The organism is Streptomyces sp. NBC_01232 (assembly GCF_035989885.1).
Classification (GTDB): Bacteria; Actinomycetota; Actinomycetes; order Streptomycetales; family Streptomycetaceae; genus Streptomyces.
Window position 1 is genome coordinate 48905 of record NZ_CP108519.1, and the last position, 17535, is coordinate 66439.

The window sequence follows — 17535 nt, forward strand, 5'->3', positions numbered from 1 at the left end:
GGGACTCCTCATCGGGTGGGGCGGACACGGTCCAGCTCGCGGCGGGCCACGGCCAACGATTCCCGCGCCCGCCCCGATGACACTTCGGTGAGCAGGGACTCGCCCTGCTCGATGTGGTGCGCCGCCTCGTCGGCGTCTCCCGACCGGGCGAGCGCCCCGGCGAGTCCGGCCCGCTGCAAGGCCTCGTTGCGGGCGTAAGCGGTCTCCTGCCGTTCCAGGGAGCGGCGCAGCCACGACACGGCGGCGCGGTGATGCCCGGCGGCCGTGAACAGTTCGGCCTGTGCCGAGGCGAGTTCGGCGGGACCGTGGAACAGTGTCCAGTCCGGTGCCGACCGTGACCCGCGGTCCTTCTCGTACAGGCGGGCCGCGTTCGCCAGCGTGGCGCGGGCCGACGCCGAGTCGCCGAGCATGGCCAGCGCCCGTGCTTCCCGGGTGGCGAGGATCGACAGCAGCGACGGCGGCGCCCACGGCGCGGCGAGCTCGGCGGCCCGTCGGGCGTGGTCCAGCGCGGGCCGGGGCTGTTTCTCCCGCAGCTCCAGCAGCGCCATGGACGCGAGCACCAGGACGCCGAGGGAGTCGTCACGCAGTTCGGCCGCCGTCTCGCGGGCCTGGGTCCAGTACGTCCGGGCGCGCGCGTGGTCGCCTGCGTCGAAGGCGAGCCATCCGACGTGTTCGGCGGTCTCGCCGGAGATGAGCCGCAGCTGACGGCTGATCGTCTCGGGGTAGGACCCAGTATCGATCAGGCGCCGTACACGGGACAGGTGGGCGGCGGCGAGCGGGCCGACCGTGGCGCCGCCGAACCGATCGTCCAGCCCGTACAGGGAGGCGAGGCCCCGGCGCAGGTCGGTCACGGTGTCCGTGCCGATCCGGGGCGCGTCGTACGCAGTGGCAGGTGCCGCTCCTATCCCGGTCGCGCCGAGGGCGATGCCGCCCGCGGCGGCCAGGATGGTGCGGCGGTCCTGCATCAAATCGGTCCTCTCGCGGAGTTCGGGGATCGGGTCCAGTACCGCCACGGGGGCCGTGACAGCGTTGCGGCGGTGCTCCGGAACCCGGAAGCCGGCCTGTTCCAGCGGCACGCCGAGCATCGCTTCTAAGACGCGCTGACGGCCCGGTTGCGGGCACGGCGGCTCCGGCGCTCGCCACCGGCGGATCTGCCGGTCGGTGACGTCCTCGCGTTCACCGATGCGGGCCGCGACGGCCGCGTACACGCGGATGAACTGCTTGGGACTGCGCCACCCGAAACCGTCGACGAGGTCCGCGAACGCCCTTGGCTCCTCCGCCGGTTCGGACATGGCGCCCCCTCGCGTTCCGTGGTGTGAGCTCTCCTCGCACGGTAGAGCCACCCGGCCCGGACTTTCAGGCGGACCGGGGCAGAAAAGTCCGCCTGAAAGTCCGGCACAGCCCACTCCCCGCCTTGCCTGTCACCGGTTGACTACCCACAGCACATCCCCCGGGGGTGCGTCCTGGCCTAGCAGCGGGGCGCCCTCCCCCCTACGCCGATAGGCAGGAGGCACGGACGTGATCAGGAACGACACGAACGTGTGGGTGCGGGAGGACGACGACCACCACCTGTTGGGGCGGGAGGTCATCCACCCCGCAACGGAGCGCACCGGCACCGTCGGCACCGTGTTCATCCGCACCTCCAAGGTCACCGGCAAGACGGTCGACCGGATCGCGCACATGCGCCCCATGGACGGCTCGGGACGGGAGTGGACGGCCGACCCCCGCGAGCTGAAACCCCTGCGCCTGTTCGCCCCGGACGTGGCCGCGGGTGTCCGGTGAGCGGGCCCCGGGCGTGGGTCGGCGACCAGGTCAAAGACGCCGCCGGACACGGCGCCATCGTCACAGACGTCCGCGAGAAGGGCCCGGGCCCCGTGCCGGTGTGGGTGCTGCGGCCCATCTACGGCGGCACCTTCCACCAGTGGGAGACCGACGCCCCGGACACCCTCACCGTGATCCGACGCCGTGCCGAGCGGATCACCGACCCCTGAGACCACCCCGCGGTGAGGCTGCTGCCGAAGCGGCCTTCCCCTGACGCTTCGGCACCCCGACCGTGGGGCGTACGACCCCGGCCGGCCACTCGGCCCGGCCGGTACCGCACGACCGAGAGGAGTACCGCCATGGCGAACAACAGCGGGAACAGCGGGAGCAGTGGAGGCAGTGGCAGTGGAGGAGGTGGTGGAGGGAGCCACGGCGGAGGGTCCGCGCCGATCTCCACCCCGCCCCCGCCGCCGCCGTCCAACCCCGACACCAGCACGCCCTCCGGTGGCGGGAAGCACCGGTAACCCATGACCGTCATCGCACACCAGGAGCGCCCCAGCCGTACCGAGCTGGGGCGCTGCCTCATGGAATCCGGTGCCCTCTCCTCCGACTGGGCGCCCGCCTTCGCCGCCGTCGACCGCGCGGCGTTCCTGCCCACGGTCATGTGGCCGTTCATCCTGGCCGATCACCAGCAGACGGCTGGTGTTCTTGCCGCCCGTGCTGTGGTCGTGGACCGGCGCACGGATCCGGCCGCCTGGTACGGATACGCCGACAGCGACCTGTCCGTCGTCACCCAGTGGGACGACGGCGCCCATCGCGGCGACCATCCGGGCACGGTCCCGACCTCCTCCAGCTCCCAACCCTCGGTGGTGTTCCGCCTGCTCGCCGCCCTGGACGCCGACGCCGGGATGCGCGTCCTGGACGCGGGCACCGGCACCGGCGAGACCGCCGCACTCCTGGCCCACCGCTGCGGCGCCGCCAACGTCACCACCATCGACGTGGACCCGGCCGTGTCTGCGGCCGCGCGGGAGCGGCTGTGCACCCTCGGCCTCTACGCCGAGGCGGTCACCGGCGACGCCCTCGCCGGCCACCCCGACCGCGCCTTGTACGACCGGCTGCTGTGCACGTTCGGCGTGCGCAGCATCTCGCGCGCCTGGGTGGAACAGGTCAGGCCCGGCGGCGTCATCGTCGCCCCGTACGGAACGCACTACAGCAGCCGCGACGCCGCCGCCTGCCTCACGGTCCACGCCGACGGCACCGCGTCCGGCCCGTTCGTCACCGCGGTGGAGTTCATGAAGGCCCGGTCGCACCGCACGGTGTGGCCGGACGCCGAGAAGTATGTGAAGCAGTGGCCGGGCTCGACCGGCACGGCCGTGCAGCCCGACCAGCTCGCCGAGGCGCACCACGCCATCAGCCTCGCCGTCCCCCACGTCGCGCACACCACCCACACGGAATCCGACGGTGCCCCGGCCGCCTGGTGGTACTCCCTCACCGATCGGTCGTGGGCGGCCGTACGGTGGCCGGAGGAGTACGGGCCGGGCGTCGTCTATCAGCACGGCCCTCGACGCCTGTGGGACGCCGTAGAGGCGGCCTGCGGGTGGTGGGAGGCGCAAGGCAGCCCCGCCCTTGACCGCTTCGGCCTTACGGTGGGCCCCGACGGTGAGACACCATGGCTGGACGCCCCCGAAAACCTGCTGCCCGGGGCCCGCTGGCGATAGGGGAGAACGTGGAAGCCGACAGGGAACCGCTCGCAGCGTGGGCGGAGCGCCGCGACCGCCGACGCGAGTCCGACCGGCAGATCACCGGCCGCCGCCGCGCCGAACCCCTGGACCCGGCGGCCCGCGGCCGAGCCGCGCACCTCGCCCCCGACGGCCCCCGCGTCCTCTTCGAGCTCGAGGAGGAGTCCGGCGAGTGGCTGCCCGTCGGAGTCGCCGACGACGCCGCCGAGGCCGCCGCCTTCATCCACGGGTGGTGACACCACCGCCCCACCCGAACCAACCGGCCCCCTGTGCACCACTGCAGGGGGCTTCTTTTTGCCCGCCGCCCCCGGAGCCGCAGGCCAGGCAGAGCACGAACGCATCGAAGCACGTGCCGCGTTCGCCGTCGCGACAGAGGCACCAACTGGCGATGTACAGCGCGCTTCCGCCCTGAGGGCACCGAGCGCGCTCAGGGACAACCGCCCGTTTCGTTCGAGGGGATCAGTCCAGCTACCGCCAAGGGCGTGGGACATTGCCTCCCGCCACCGGTCGGGGCCGAGTGCTGTCCCTGGATGCCGCACTCGGGGACGGACTGTCGCTGTACGACTTGGTCGCCGCCGATGTAGACCTCCTGAGTCGGGTGACAGGCGGGATCTACCAGGACGAGCGGCTCAACGCCGTCCTCCGAGGGCTCGATCCGGCCGAGCTACAGGTGGTGCTCGCGTACGCCGCGGCCGACGGGACAACCTGGACGGAGGCCGCGGCCGCCACAGGTGCCACCGAGCCAGATGCATTCGGTGAAAGGGTCCGCCGCAAAGCCAAACGCCTGGCTGCCGAACAGCGCCGCCGCTCCGAACTGACCGTCCGCGATTCGTAACCACGGTATGCCCGCAAAGGCCTTCAAGATCTATTGCCGGTGGGCCCGCTCCCCGGGACCGAGAGAGGAACAAGCGCATCCGGGCTCGTCGCCTCCAAGGCTCTTGGCACGGGGCGGCGAGAGAACCTCCCCAAGGGACATAAGTGACCACTGTGCATCCCGCCAGCCACCAGGGCCAGCCCGCTCACCAGTTGCCGATCCTGACCACCTCATTCGACGGCTTTCTCACCCAGGCCGAGCACGAACTCAGCTGCCGCCGACGCGAGGTCCGTGCCCTGCGCCGGCGAGTCCGACGCCAGCGACGCCGCGAACTCGGCCTCCTGCGGCGCACCGCCTACCTCGTTGGCAAGGCGACGGCGGCAACCCTGTCCATGGCCAGAGCCATCGCCTTCCTCGCCGCCACGATCCTGCTGATCCTCGGCAACTTCGACGCCGCCAAGGACACCTTCGCGCTTTCGGCCGCCGCGTGGGGGGCCGCCACGGCCGTCTGCGCCCCCCTCGGTTCCCACTGCAACCACCCGCTCGGCGGCGCGCATGATGCCGTTCCACTGTCCAACCCCGCTGACATCTCGATGTCCAACGGCAACAGCCTCCGAATTGTCGTGCGCAGGGTTGATGTCAGTGCGGCGCAGGGTTTTGTCAGTACGGAACGCCCCCGGCGCGGGATTGCGCCGGGGGCGGTGTGTGACTACGTGGGGCAGTCTGCTGTTTGAAGCGGACAGGTCTGGCTGCTCAGGTCTCGCGGTCGCCGAGCATCTCAGCGAGGTGGCGCAGGCCGGGCAGCGGCGGAGGCTAGCGGCCCCCCTTCGGGCCGCCGTCCTGCGGCCGCCGCCACGCGGCGTACAACACTGTCGCGGCGGTGGCATATCCGGCGAGGTCCTGAGGGGTGCTGTGTCCGACCAGGACAAAGACACTGACGACCAGGAGCACCGCCAAGAAGACAAGAAGGTCACTGGGGATACGAGGGTCGCGAGACTTACGGTTGAAAGACATCGTTCTCTCTCCAGAGGGACGGGATCTGCCGCGCAGCGCGCCAACGTCGTTGCGGCAGTTCGGTGTGGAAGCGGGGCACCTTGTGGTGCCCCGCTTTCTATTGCGCCCCCGTTTCCCGAGTGCCTCGCACGCCCCGGACACTCGTCCCGCAAATCCTGCTGTCACCTGGAGAGAGATCCGCTGCTGGCACTACGCTCGCTGACACTTGCTGACACTCTGTCTTCACAGGGGGCCGTCCGTTGCAGCGCAGAGGGAGCCGGGGCGTACAGATGCCTCCGCTGGAGGAGTTTCCCGACGGTCCACGCCGGACAGTGCTGGAGAACTTGCACGCCCTGTACCGGGCAGCAGACAGACCCGGCGTGCGCACGATCAGTGACGGTCTTGCCGACGGGGACTTCCGGGCCACGATGAATCGGACCCTCGTCTCGCAGGTCTTCCGAGGCGATCAGTGGCCCACCGCCTGGCAACTCGACAGCCTCGTACGCTGGCTCACCGGGCGGGCGATCGACGGCAGAGACCCGGATGCCGAAGCCAACCGCTTCCTCGCGCTGTACCAGCATGCTGAGGCCGCAGGAGATCTGACATCCAGAGCGCCCGTCGCATCCCGGGCATCACTCCTGGTCCATTGCGGCAACAGGCTCGGATCGGGTGTGCTCCTGCAGGACGGAATGGTACTCACCCGTGCCTACCTGGTTCAGGAAGACGAGGACCTCCAGGAGGGCAGGCAGAGACTTGCGGTGAGAGCGATCGACTCTCCCGGCGCTTGGACTGACGCAGATGTGCTCTGGCGAGATCCGGAACTGAGAGGCTTGGCCGTCCTCGCGCCGAGCGGAAGGGTCGACGGGGCAGCGGGCGCAAGGTGGGCAGCCCCACCCCCACCCGGCGCACGAGTGAGGATCTACGGCGCGCACGATTCCGACAGCGGACGCGGCGATCTCCGCCTTGAGGGGATCTGGCTCGCGGGCACAACAATGGGCCCGACTGGGTCAGATGGCGACTGGCAGCTCGATGTATCCGTACCGCCAGGCAGCGACGGCACGTCCCCATCGAAAATCGGTAGGTGGCTCGGAGGTGCTGCCGTTCTGGACGAATCGGGCCGCGTCATTGGAGTCCTCTCTCACCAACTGCAACGAACCAGCTTCTACTGGATGACCCCCTTCGACGTCATCACGGCGCAGGTTCCCTTACTCGCTCGACGCCGGTAGGACCGAACTCGCCGGCCAGCTGATCAAGATCAATCTCACCGGGATTTCCTATACGCCAACTACTCACACAGACCCAGGTCCGGGCGTCTCCGGGCCCGTCGATGTCTTCCTCGTGCAAGTTAAGGGCGCGGATCTGCGCCATCGGGTGGTCCTTCATCCAGTCCCCGGCGGCGTGAAGAACGTCGGACTCCTCGGTGGTCAGTCTCCTTGAGTCGCCATGGTGGCTTCGTAGGTGATGACGAAGAGCGTTTGATGCCGAGTTTCGTTCCGAGAGCACCAGTACCGGCGTGTCGACCGCTCTGTGCAGGTGCCGAGGGCTGCGTGGGTGGAGCCGATATCGTCCTGGCATGACACGTGAGTTCGATATGGTGCGGTCGCTCGCTGCGGGTGTTGAAGGCCGCAGGGGCGCCTGGGAGTTCATCCGCGGGTTCGTTGCGAACTGGTCGGAGGCGCTCGGTGATGACGACGGCTGGGGCGAGGCGGATCTCGTGGCCGCGGAGGAGAGGCTCGGCTTCCGGCTGCCACTGGCGCTTCGAGAGGCGTATCTGCTGCTCGGCCGCCGTCAGGACCTGACCAGCAACCATGACGTCCTGCTCAGCCCGTCAGAGCTGTATGTGGACGAGGCTAAGGAAGCTCTGGTCTTCCGGCATGAGAACCAGGGGGCCTGTTCCTGGGGGATCCTCCTCGATGAGGTGGTGGACGAAGACCCTGCCGTGTTCATCAGGGCCGACTTGGCTGACAAGGCTGCCGAACGCTGGGAGAGCTGGCTGGAGCGGCTGTCCCTGTGCTTCATCGAGATCGTGCTGTCGGAATCCCTGCAGGCCGAAGGCGAGCTCTGCGACTTCCTGAGCGACTTCGACGACTACGGCGTTGATCTGCTGGAACAGAACTGCACTCGGCTGCCGTTCCCGGCCTATCCGATGGGCGAGGAAGAGCACGCCATCCGTTGGTTCCTGGGCCATGACGTGCTTCTGCGTGACGACGACGGCATGGCTCTGCTGGCCCGTGGCCGCACCGAACCAGCCCTCGACGGAATACGTGACCTGCTCCCGGGCGACTGGCTGAACGACTTCCGGTAGATCATGTTCCGACCTTCTGCCAGCCGCCCGGCGCCCCGTGGTCGCGCTCGCTCGTTTGTGGGGACTCAGCCGGCCGCAGCCTGCTGCTCTGCGCGGGCGCGGGTGGTGGCGAGGCGGTAGGAGTCGGTGCCGGTTTCGATGATGTTGCCGCCGAAGGTGAGGCGGTCAACGATCGCAGCGCAAAGACGCGGGTCGGTGAAGGTCTTCGTCCAGCCGGAGAACGACTCGTTCGAGGCGATGGCCACGCTGTTCTTTGAGACCGCCTGTGACCGCGCCCTACTCCGGCCGTCCCATCCACCGCGAGGGCCCGCAGCGGCGCCGCGACTCCGTGCAGAGGTCCTACGTCATCAAGCGGCGCCTCCTGGCCGCCGGAATGACCGGCTGGCAGCTCGCTGACCTCCTCGGCGTCCACGAGCACCAGATCGACCTCGAAGAACTCCCCGACCTGCCCGTCCGCGTCCTGCTCGAACTCGCCCGCCGCCTCGACATGCACCCCGCCGACCTGATGCCCGGCTCCGACGACCTCTTCGAGCTGCCCCGCCAATGCCAGGTAGCCGACCGCCGCCCAGCCGGCGCCGACCACGACGCGCTCACCGTCCTCACCGCGCTCGCGCACGCGGACGGCCCCCTCACCTCCGACGCCCTCGCAGCCGCCCAGTCCTGGACCCGCCACCGGACCGACACCGCCCTCGACCACGCCCGTACCCACCCCGAGGCCGGCGGCGTGCTCCTCCTACGGCACGTCCCACCCGAGGCGTACACCGCCACCCCGCGCCTCGACATCCTCGACGCGCACCAGCTCGACGCCCTCACCGGACGGAAGAAGCCCAACGCCGCCGTACGCGGCCCGATCCAGCCCGCCGAAGCCGAGGTCCTCCTGCGCGTCTGGGTCGACGGAGGCATCGATCTTCACGACGCCGCGCAGCGCCAGGCGCTGGAAGACCTCGCCGCCGCCGAGATGGTCAACCCCGGAGGCATCGTCGACTGCCTCCACGACAACGTGCTCTACAGCCTTCTGGGGGCTCCCCACATCGTCACTGCCTACTGACAACAACTCTGCGTTCCCACTGTCATAACCCTGCGCATCCCACTGACATCAACCCTGCGCACGACACCGACCACGTCGCGTACAGCCTCCGCATGCTCAGTTCTTTCAATCCTGTTAGCACTCCAGGTATCTTCGATACGCGATCATGGATCACGATGCAGTGGGCACCGGATGAGGGGGTGGGAGGGTGGGGTACGCGACACCCATCTACGCCCCCGAGCAGGTCGACTACCGGCTGACCGAGGACTGCGGTTGCGACCGGGCCGAGGACGCCCAGGTTGAGTACCGGCTCGCCGGGGAGAGCACGCTGCGGTGGATCGGCAGTGGGCTGGCCGAGCTGGATCTGGTGGCCGGTGAGCGGGTCGATCCGGAAGCCGCGCACGCGCTGATGGACGGTCGGGACTGGCGGTCCGGCGAGCAGTTGGTCGCCCGGAAGAAGGCGCTCGACCCGCGGGGGAAGGTCATCGCGCGCGTGCTTGTGGACGCTGTCTCCGAGGCGGCGGCCGCGACCGGAACGACGGTCTCGGAGTACTTGGGCCGGCCCGCGCTGGCGAAGAGGTTCGCCCGGGCCGAGCGCGGCATCCTGCGCGACGGCGAGAGTCACCTGCTGCCGCTGGCCGATGCCGAGCACCTGGCTGCGGCTGCCGGTCTCGCCCTGGACGAGCTGTACGGCGCGGACACGGTGGCCGAAGCCCGGAGGTGGATGCGGCACCACGTCGACGTCGGCCTGCGCGGCGTGGACATCACCCTCGATCTCCCGAAGAGCATCTCCGCCGCCTACGGGCTGGCCGGTGCCGAGCTCGCCGGACGGATCGAGGAGGACTGGCTGGCGTCCGTCACCGAAGCCGTGCACGCACTGGAAGGGTGGGCGGCCTACGGGATGGCCGGCCACCACGGGGACGGCCGGCAGGCCGAGCGGGTGGAGACGTCCGGGCTGATCGGCTGGACGACCCTGCACCGTTCCGCTCGCCCGGTCGATGGCTCGCCCGGAGACCCGCACCTGCACGTCCACGTGAACATCGCGCACATGGCGAAGTGCCTGGACGGCAAGTGGCGCACGATCGCGGGCGGCGGCGAGGACCTCCACCGCTACGCCCACCTGATCAACGAGATCGCCGAGGGCCGGCTCCGGGCCCGCCTGACAGAGACGCACGGCGCCCGCTTCGAGCGCTCGGAGACCACCGGGGCGTGGGAGCTCGCCGGGGTCGACGAAGGCCTTCGCGACGTGTTCTCCCGGCGGCACCAGCAGGTTCTCGAGCTGGCGGGCGAGGGCGCCTCACGGGACCAGCAGAAGACGGCCGCCCGCAAGAGCGCGGAGGCCAAGGAGGACGTCGACTCGGGCGCGCCGAGGGAGGCCTGGCGCACCCGGGCGGCCGCAGAACTCGGCGGCGAGGCCGCCGTCGACGCGATGATCGCGGCCGCCCTGCCCGGGCCTTCCGGGACAACGCCGCCGCTGTCTGCGGGCGGCGGCCCGCGGATGCCGAGCCCAGCGGAGATCGCGGCTCAGATCTGGGATGCCGAGCACGGGCTGATCGCGTCTCGCAAGACGGTCTCCCACACGCACGTGATGGCGGCCGTCGCGAAGACGCTGCCCTACCTGCTGTCGGCGCAGCAGCTGACCGCGCTGACGGACGACGTCCTTGCGGTGGGCGGGCATGCGGTCCGCCTGGCCGACTCCAACCGCGGCCATCACGCCCACCGGCAGCGCTACACCCACACCACGGTCGTGGCCGCGGAGCAGACCGTGATCGAGTGGGCCTCGGCCGGTCTCGACCAGCACCTGGCCCAGCTGACCGTCGAGGCCGCCGAGCTGACGCTCTCCTCCGTCGAGGTCACCAACTCCACCGACGGCCGCCCCTTCGTCTTCAGCGCCGAGCAGCGCGCCGTGGTGATGCGACTGCTGACCGCAGGGCACGCGGTCGACGCCGTCATCGGTGTCGCCGGTGCGGGCAAGACAACCCTCATGCAGGCCGCCCGCACCGGCTGGGAGGCGGCCGGACTGCGCGTCGTCGGCGCCTCCACCGCGGCCGTCGCCGCTGCGAACCTGGCTGCCGAAGCCGGTATCGAGTCCCAGACCATCGCCGCGTGGACCCGGGAGGTCAGCGGCGGCCGCGGCCTGCACGGGGTCGGCGTGCTGGTCATCGACGAGGCCGCGATGGTCGACGACCGGGCGCTCGCCGCACTCCTGCGGCACGCGGCCGACACCGGCACCAAGGTCGTCGCCGTCGGCGACCCGCTTCAGCTGCGCGCGGTCGGCATCGGAGGCGGCTTCGCCCGGATCCACCGCATCGTCGATGGCCTCGAACTCACCGAGAACCGCCGCCAGCGCGACATCGTGGAACGGGCTGCTCTGCAGGACTGGCGCAGCGGCGGCCGCACCAGCGCGCTCGCCGCCTTCGCCGCCCACGGCCGCGTCCACGCCGAGGACACCGCCACCGATGCCCTGACCGCCATGCTCGGCGCCTGGAACGAAACCCGGACCCGCTGGGCCGGTGACCCCCACGGCCAGGTCTCCGACCTTCTGCTGCTCGCCGCCCGCCGCGCGGACGTCGCCACCCTCAACGCCGGCGCCCGCGCCGCGCTCGTCGCCTCCGGAGGGCTGGAGGCAGGCCGCACCTACGCGGTCGCGGGCGGGGGGCGGATCCAGTTCGCGGCCGGGGACCTGGTCCACATCCGGCGCAACGACTACCGCAGTCGGCGCGGCGAGTCCGCGGTAGACGTCCTCAACGGGTTCCGTGGCGTCGTCCTGGACGTCGACGCCAAGCGGGGCGTTCTCGTCCAGTGGCGCCGTCCCCAGCCGGCCGGCGGGTTCGTGATGAGCGAGGCCTGGATGTCCGCCCGCGACATCGCGGAGGGCCGCCTTACCCACGCCTACGCGATGACGATCGGATCCGCGCAGGGCCTGACTGCCGAAGTCGCCATTGCCTACGGCCTGCACGCCGACTCCCACAGCCTCTACCCGGCCATGTCCCGGGCCCGACAGGAGAGCCACCTCCACCTGCCGCTCGACGAACTGGAGGACCACCCCACCCGGGCCGCCCTCGGGCCGGTCCGCACCGACGCCGACCGCCTGGACCGTGCGGTCGCTGCGTACGGCCGCATCCTGCAGGCCGACGCCGAGGACACCATGGTCACCGACGAGCTCACCGGCATCCCCGCCGCCCGGACCGTGGTCAGGGAAGGGCCTGCCTACACCCCGTGGCAGCAGCGCCCGTACGGTCACCTTCCCTCACAGCACCTGGCCGCCCGGGCAGCCGAGGAGACCGCGGCCGCGCAGCGCGCCGAGCACTTGGCCGCCGAGCACGGGCGTCAGGCCGGTGAACAGCAGCGCCGCCTGGATGCCCCCGTCACCCCGGGAGGGGCACTCGCCGCCGAGGCGTACGACGTGCTCTCCCGGGCCGGCGGCTGGACGCAGAGGGCGCGAGAAGAAGCAGAGCGCCAGGCAGCGGCCCAGCGGCACGCCGTGTCGACGCGCCGGATTCTCGACCAGATCGAGCAGTCCGCGCAGAAGGGCCGGATAGCGCTCCGGCTCGCCGGCACCAGCCGGAAGGGAACCGCCGCTCTCACCGCCCAGTACCAGCAGCAGCACCTGGCCGCGGTCGACGAAGCCCAGCGGGCCTCGCGCGCCTCCGCTCAGGCCCTGCGCGAGGGCTGGCAGGCCCTCACCGGCTACCAGCACGCGTCCCTGCTGATGCAGGGCGGGACCCTGATCACGCCCAGGGACGTTCCGGGGATGGAGCCGGTCCTGGAGGCGATGCAGCAGCGCGTGCCCGTCCTGGCCGACCGGCTCGATACCCGCATCGCTGAGGACATCCAGCAGTTGCGCGAGAGTTCCGGATCCCAGCGGACGGTGGCCGCACGCCACCGTGCGAACGTCGTCGCGATGCAGCAGGAGAACGCCCTCCGCGAGGAGATGCAGGTCGCCGCTCCGCTCCGCCATGCCCGCGAGATCGACGAGCGCGCCAGCGCGGTGCAGGGGCGCCATGGGCAGGCACCTCCCAGGCCAGCGACGCGGGTACCTTCCCCCTCACCACACCACCCTGCCCCCACCGATCCCAGGGCTCAGCTTCCGCGACCGTGAACGCCGCCTTCTAGCTCTGGGTCTGCTCAAATCCGGTACGAGCAGACTTCGCGCGGTCCAGGGTCCTGGCCATGGACTTCGTTCAGTGGCTTCCTGCGCTCGTTGCAACGGGGATGATCGGGATGATCGGCGCCGCCTTCATCAACAGCCGTGCTGCATTCAGGACGGCATCGAGCAGCAACGAGATAGCTGTGCAATCCGCGGCTTTGACTGCGCGAGTCTCCCTGCACACTACCTACGCCACGCCGCGCATCAAGGCCGTCACGGACTTCCTGGACGCCGTTCAGAACGGCCGCGGCGCCCCGACGCTTGAGAACCTCAGCAAGGCTCTGACCGCCTACCTGACCCTGCGCATCCTTGCCTTCGAGGAAACCAACGAAGCCAAAGACGTGACAGCCCGTGCCAAGGCCCTGACGGAGAACCTGCGCGCCATGGTGGAAAACCATCACCACGTTCCGGCCGCCCCGGCCGAGACGATGCTCAATGAGCTGGACTCCGACACCAGGAACGCCGAGGCAGAGGACCAAGAACAGCGCGAGGCCGGCACCGACATGAGCACGGACCGCGCCCGGGCCGCTCTCAGGCGCACGGCCGACCTGCGGGCCGCACTGGACCTTCTGAGGGAACTACAACGCTCAGGGGGCGTCACCGAAGAGGGGGAAGCCGACCTGCATGGCCTCGGAGCCTGCGTCGGAATGCCCTCTCTGCACCTGGCCGTCGAGTCCCCTGTGGTCCGTACCAACCGTGCGCAGGGCCGCGCCATGTACAGAGAGGGGAACAAGCGCCTGTCGGAGGACCGCCAGGACTTCGCAGAGGCCGTGGCCCGCTGGCTGAACGCCGGACCGCAATGATCCCGGGCGTCCAAGGCATTATTGCCGCCGACGTTCGGCTCGGTTCATCCGCGACATCCGATCCAGGCACAGTCGGTTAGATCAGGCCGACTGTGCTCGCCAGCCAGCGGTTCACGGTGCCGCCCCCAGGCGCATTCGTCAGGGCTATGCCAGCCGTGATCGCATAGAGGCCGAAGACTGCTCTTTTCCTGAGAATTAGGCCGATCTCGAGAGCCAGCAGGCCCGCGCCCCAAAAGATTAGTTCCAGGACCGGCGGGCCCGGATCAGCCTCGAAAGCAGCAGCGAAGGCCGCAGAGAGGGCTGTCATCAGCAGAAGTCCCACCACATCGATGATCCACCCCAAGGTGTGGCCCAGAGGATCGGGTTGAAGTCTCTGCAGGCTCATGAATGGATGCAGGGCAGCTACGAGCACCGGGCTCACTGATCCCCCACCGACGGCTGTCCACGCGCGGTGGAATTCCGAGACCTCCCCGAGGTCGGCTCCGAGCGCGGTAAGGACGGGGTGCAGCTGCCTCCAGCGCTGGGGAAGAGTCTCTCCGGCGAACCAGCTCCTTAGGACATCCTCCGCTACGGCGCTCTCGGTCAGACCGAAGGCGATCTCTGCTAGCCGAGAGTCCGTCACCTGCGTGTGTGCATGGGCGCGAAGCTTACGCAGCTGCGCGGCGAACTCGTCCTGCGTGCCCACTTGGACCAGCCCAGCTAGCAGTTCCGCCCGAAAGACAACAGCGTTCCTAGCCGGCCCGAGGACCGGTGGGGGCTTGTGCGCCTTGGCGACGCGGCTGCTCCCCTCCGGCGGCAGGAGGCCCTGCTGCGTCCTGTCCGGGATGGGTGCGCGTGGGACGGGACTAGAAGGTAGGTCCTCCTGCTCCAGCTGAGGATGGTCCGAGTTCGGTTTGGTGCTGGCCCGTAATTGTCCCGGGACAATCAGGAGGGAGGGTGGCGACTCCCCGTCCACGTCGTGACCGAGCAGCGCCTCCAGGTCGCTCAGCTCAGAATCCTGAGCATCGAGCTGCTCCTGGGCGGCCTGCAAGACATCGTGAATCTGATCGAGCGGAGGAAGGTCCAGCTCGTCCGGGCCTATGCCCAGTGCACCAGCAGGGAGATCGGTCACGGTCTCGCCGATCCGCCTTAGGGCGAGCTGTGCCCGGAGGACCTGCTGCTCGGCCGCGCGGCGGAGTAGGTATGCCTTCTCCTCGGCACGGCGAGCGTGATCTAGTTTTTCGTCGGCCTGGAGCCGGTACTCCAGGGACATCTGCAATTCCCGTTCGAAGTCAGCGCGGGAGTCTTCCCGTGCCCGGTCCCGCTCGCTCGTGAGCAGAGTGCAGCGCTCCTGCAGTACTGAGACCATGTCCTCCAGCTGGAGACGGCGGCGCTCGGAGGCAGCCAGCTTCTGCATGGCCTCAATCTGCCGCAGCCTGGCGTCGTCCAGCCGCAACAGGGCTTGAGAGACCGCGTCATGTCCGCGTTGCTGAGGGCCGGGCATCGGCAGCGAGGGAGGGGCTTCCCTGTTGTCTAAGACTGCTTCGGCCGTGCGAGCAGCTTCTAGCAGGCGTAGCCCCTCGGCTAGTTGTCGCTTGCTCATCTGTGGCTCCCGAATGTACTTCTCGACCACCTCCCTGAGCAGCCTCTCGGGCAGCAACCGACTACCGCTGCGGAACTCGCTCCAGGAAGTCGTGCTGTAGGAGAAGTCCGCCTCCAGCGCTCTGACCCCCTTGCCGCCCGTCATCTTGCGCAGCCACACGGCCAGCTCGTTCGACTGTTCCGTCCGGCCCTTCAGGGCCCCCAAAGGCCGTCCCATCTCGCCCCCCGCATCTGGTGTTTTCCTAGGTACAACAAGCGGGTTGTACCCGATCTTCGATCGTCGACCTGCGAGAACATCAGTCCCTCGCGGCGGACAATCACATCACCGATCACGGTGGGTCTCCACCTATTCAGACGATCACAGGAGACCTGCCGTGCCCGCCCTAAACTCTTCCATTCCGCCGCGCCGGTCCTGGCCCTACGTGGTGGCGGCCATCGTTGTCCTCGCCGTGCGCCAAGGCTGGGAGGCCGAGCAGGTCATCACGCTCGCTGTCTGTCTTCTCGTCCTCATCGCCCTGGTCTCGTCGGCGAGCCCGGGAGGTGAGTAGGTCGGACGCGTCCTGCGGTGATTGCGCGCGGCCGGAGATCGTGGTCCTTCCGGGGGCACCCTCAACGGGTTGATACGACCTGGGCGGGCTGCGCGCTGGAAGGGTGCCGCTGCGCAAGCTGAATCTGGATCCGCCGGACTGCGTCCGCGCCGGCTCCCTGCACTTCAGTGAAGGTTTCGATCAGCCCGTCGGCAAGGGGTTCTGCCTTTGAGGGCGGCAGTGCCTTCCACATGCTGTACGCGCGGCGCACCGCGAGCGTGGTCTCGTCGTGGTCCGGGCCGTGCAGGGCGGCGTGCAGGCGGACGACGTGGAGGTACCAGGCCACTGCGGTCTCGTGGTGACCGGACAGAAGCACGAGGTATGCCCGGACCTCCCTCACCCGCACCGTCTCGATGTGCCGCTCCCCGCGCACTGCCGTGGTCTTGGCGTCGAGTTCCTCGGCGATGGCGCCCGCGCGCGCGAGGTCGACGGCGGCCGCCGTCTGGATGGCGGCCAGCTTCTCGGTGACTTCTGCGCTCACGACGTCCGCAACCGCGTCGACGGCGATGGGGGCCGCAGCGGCAGTGGCGGCTTCCTCGGTCTCCGGCCCTGCCCAGAATGCCGGGTCGACCAGACCCCAGGGCCGGAAGAGCGTCCGGTCTTCGTCCACCGCGTCTCCTGTGATCGTCTCGGTCACCAGGCGACCACCCGTCGAATTCCTGTGGCCCTGGTCATGTAGTTCGTGGAGTTGCGCCAGCTGCTGTACGGGACGATCCGGGTCTTGACCCCGGTGCGCGGGGACTCGATCAGCAGGCCCGAGCCGATGTACATGCCGACGTGCCCGGGGCTTGCGGCCGAGCCGTCGGACCCGGCATTGAAGACCAAGTCGCCCGGCTTCGGGCTGTCCAGGCCGACCTGGATGGGCAGGTCGATCTGGTCGAAAGTCACCCGGGGGATGGTGATGCCCGCGGCCTTGTACGCCTGCTGCATCAGGGAGGAGCAGTCGCACCAGTGCCGGGGGTTCGAGCCGAGCGCGTCGGTGCAGTCGCCTCCGAGCTGGTACCAGCCGCCCTTCTGGGCCAGGGCCCAGGCCACGGCGGTGCGGACCTGGGGCGGTGTGTCCGGGGGGAACTCGAATCCGGCGGGCAGCTCGACCGGACCGCCGTTGCCGCCGGGCGCGGTGTACTTCACCGACTGGGCCAGGATCGACTTCACGTAGTTGTAGGTCTGCCCCTCCGCGAAGCCGACGGGCGGGACGCCTCCGAACTGTTCGACCCTCCCCCAGCCCGCGTTGTACCCGGCCAGGGCCTTCTCGATGGCCGATCCGCTGTACTCGGGATGGTTCTTGGCGGTCCGCAGCAGGCCGCACATCATGCGGCCCTGGCTCGGGATCGCGTCCTTGGGGTCCATGACGTCCCGGTCGCCGTCGCCGTCACCGTCGATTCCCTGGCTGGCCCAGGTGCCGGGGATGAACTGGGAGATGCCGTGGGCGATCGGCCTGCCCGAGCCGTCGCGGGAGATCGCCGTGGGGTCGAAATTCGACTCGGCCCAGATCTGTGCGGCCAGGATTGCCGGGGGCAGGCCTTCCTTGCAGTCGGCGGCCGCGGCCAGGATCAGGGGCGCGTACTGGGCGGGGACACCGTCGCGGCCCCCGATCCGCAGCGATCCCGCTGTCGGCCACGTCCCGACGTCCCGGCCCTTACCGCCGTCCTCCGAGACTGCGGCGAGGAGCATCACCAAACCGACCCCAAGGGCCAGTGGCGTCGCCACCACACCTGCCACAGCAAGTCCAACCCACCTCTTCGCCCCCATCGAAATCCCCCTCGGCCATCCCC

16 protein-coding genes and 1 pseudogene are annotated in these 17535 nt (G+C 69.7%); 12 read left to right on the forward strand and 5 right to left on the reverse strand.

The features are described 5' to 3' along the window. Nucleotides 1–8: 8 nt before the first annotated feature. Nucleotides 9–1292 carry a tetratricopeptide repeat protein gene (locus tag OG444_RS40095; RefSeq protein WP_327267134.1) on the reverse strand — a complete coding sequence of 428 codons (1284 nt, stop codon included), beginning with the start codon at nucleotides 1290–1292 and terminating at the stop codon, nucleotides 9–11. A 226-nt stretch (nucleotides 1293–1518) separates the two neighbouring features. On the opposite strand from OG444_RS40095, the gene OG444_RS40100 reads away from it, so the two are divergent. From OG444_RS40100 to OG444_RS40135, 8 genes are all read left to right on the forward strand, one after another. Further along, a complete protein-coding gene (locus tag OG444_RS40100; protein WP_327267135.1) occupies nucleotides 1519–1782 on the forward strand; it encodes a hypothetical protein in 264 nt (87 codons plus the stop codon). After that, nucleotides 1779–1991: a hypothetical protein gene (locus tag OG444_RS40105; RefSeq protein WP_257552127.1), complete on the forward strand. Its 213-nt coding sequence runs from the start codon at nucleotides 1779–1781 to the stop codon at nucleotides 1989–1991. Before OG444_RS40100 ends, OG444_RS40105 begins: the two co-directional genes overlap by 4 nt. Nucleotides 1992–2288: 297 nt before the next feature. Continuing rightward, nucleotides 2289–3479, forward strand: coding sequence for a methyltransferase domain-containing protein (locus OG444_RS40110; protein WP_327267136.1), 1191 nt, complete (start codon nucleotides 2289–2291; stop codon nucleotides 3477–3479). A gap of 8 nt (nucleotides 3480–3487) precedes the next feature. Beyond that, a complete protein-coding gene (locus OG444_RS40115; RefSeq protein WP_327267137.1) occupies nucleotides 3488–3736 on the forward strand; it encodes a DUF6087 family protein in 249 nt (82 codons plus the stop codon). 281 nt (nucleotides 3737–4017) lie between these two features. After that, entirely contained in the window at nucleotides 4018–4335 is a 318-nt protein-coding gene (locus OG444_RS40120; protein WP_327267138.1) for a hypothetical protein, read from the forward strand. A gap of 143 nt (nucleotides 4336–4478) precedes the next feature. After that, nucleotides 4479–5048 (forward strand): hypothetical protein, encoded by a 570-nt coding sequence (locus tag OG444_RS40125; RefSeq protein WP_327267139.1) that lies wholly within the window; start codon nucleotides 4479–4481, stop codon nucleotides 5046–5048. A gap of 549 nt (nucleotides 5049–5597) precedes the next feature. Beyond that, nucleotides 5598–6533, forward strand: a complete 936-nt coding sequence (locus tag OG444_RS40130) for a S1 family peptidase (protein ID WP_327267140.1) — start codon at nucleotides 5598–5600, stop codon at nucleotides 6531–6533. Nucleotides 6534–6880: 347 nt separating this feature from the next. After that, entirely contained in the window at nucleotides 6881–7612 is a 732-nt protein-coding gene (locus OG444_RS40135; protein ID WP_327267141.1) for an SMI1/KNR4 family protein, read from the forward strand. A gap of 65 nt (nucleotides 7613–7677) precedes the next feature. Here OG444_RS40135 and OG444_RS40140 read toward each other — a convergent pair. Continuing rightward, nucleotides 7678–7866: pseudogene (locus tag OG444_RS40140) on the reverse strand (ATP-binding protein); the annotation flags it as partial. An 11-nt stretch (nucleotides 7867–7877) separates the two neighbouring features. On the opposite strand from OG444_RS40140, the gene OG444_RS40145 reads away from it, so the two are divergent. From OG444_RS40145 to OG444_RS40155, 3 genes are all read left to right on the forward strand, one after another. Further along, a complete protein-coding gene (locus OG444_RS40145) occupies nucleotides 7878–8660 on the forward strand; it encodes a hypothetical protein (protein WP_327267142.1) in 783 nt (260 codons plus the stop codon). Between the two features lie 187 nt (nucleotides 8661–8847). Next, nucleotides 8848–12741: a MobF family relaxase gene (mobF, locus tag OG444_RS40150; RefSeq protein ID WP_327267143.1), complete on the forward strand. Its 3894-nt coding sequence runs from the start codon at nucleotides 8848–8850 to the stop codon at nucleotides 12739–12741. 71 nt (nucleotides 12742–12812) lie between these two features. After that, a complete protein-coding gene (locus tag OG444_RS40155) occupies nucleotides 12813–13592 on the forward strand; it encodes a hypothetical protein (RefSeq protein WP_327267144.1) in 780 nt (259 codons plus the stop codon). A 76-nt stretch (nucleotides 13593–13668) separates the two neighbouring features. Here the strand turns inward: OG444_RS40155 and OG444_RS40160 are convergent, their stop codons facing one another. Continuing rightward, a complete protein-coding gene (locus OG444_RS40160) occupies nucleotides 13669–15333 on the reverse strand; it encodes a hypothetical protein (RefSeq protein ID WP_327267145.1) in 1665 nt (554 codons plus the stop codon). A 214-nt stretch (nucleotides 15334–15547) separates the two neighbouring features. Between OG444_RS40160 and OG444_RS40165 the strand changes: the two genes are divergently transcribed. Then, nucleotides 15548–15721 carry a hypothetical protein gene (locus OG444_RS40165; RefSeq protein WP_327267146.1) on the forward strand — a complete coding sequence of 58 codons (174 nt, stop codon included), beginning with the start codon at nucleotides 15548–15550 and terminating at the stop codon, nucleotides 15719–15721. A gap of 61 nt (nucleotides 15722–15782) precedes the next feature. Here OG444_RS40165 and OG444_RS40170 read toward each other — a convergent pair whose 3' ends face one another. After that, nucleotides 15783–16397 carry a hypothetical protein gene (locus OG444_RS40170; protein ID WP_327267147.1) on the reverse strand — a complete coding sequence of 205 codons (615 nt, stop codon included), beginning with the start codon at nucleotides 16395–16397 and terminating at the stop codon, nucleotides 15783–15785. Next, nucleotides 16394–17434: a bifunctional lytic transglycosylase/C40 family peptidase gene (locus OG444_RS40175; RefSeq protein ID WP_327267148.1), complete on the reverse strand. Its 1041-nt coding sequence runs from the start codon at nucleotides 17432–17434 to the stop codon at nucleotides 16394–16396. The genes OG444_RS40170 and OG444_RS40175 overlap by 4 nt, the downstream gene beginning before the upstream one ends. Nucleotides 17435–17535: the final 101 nt, after the last annotated feature.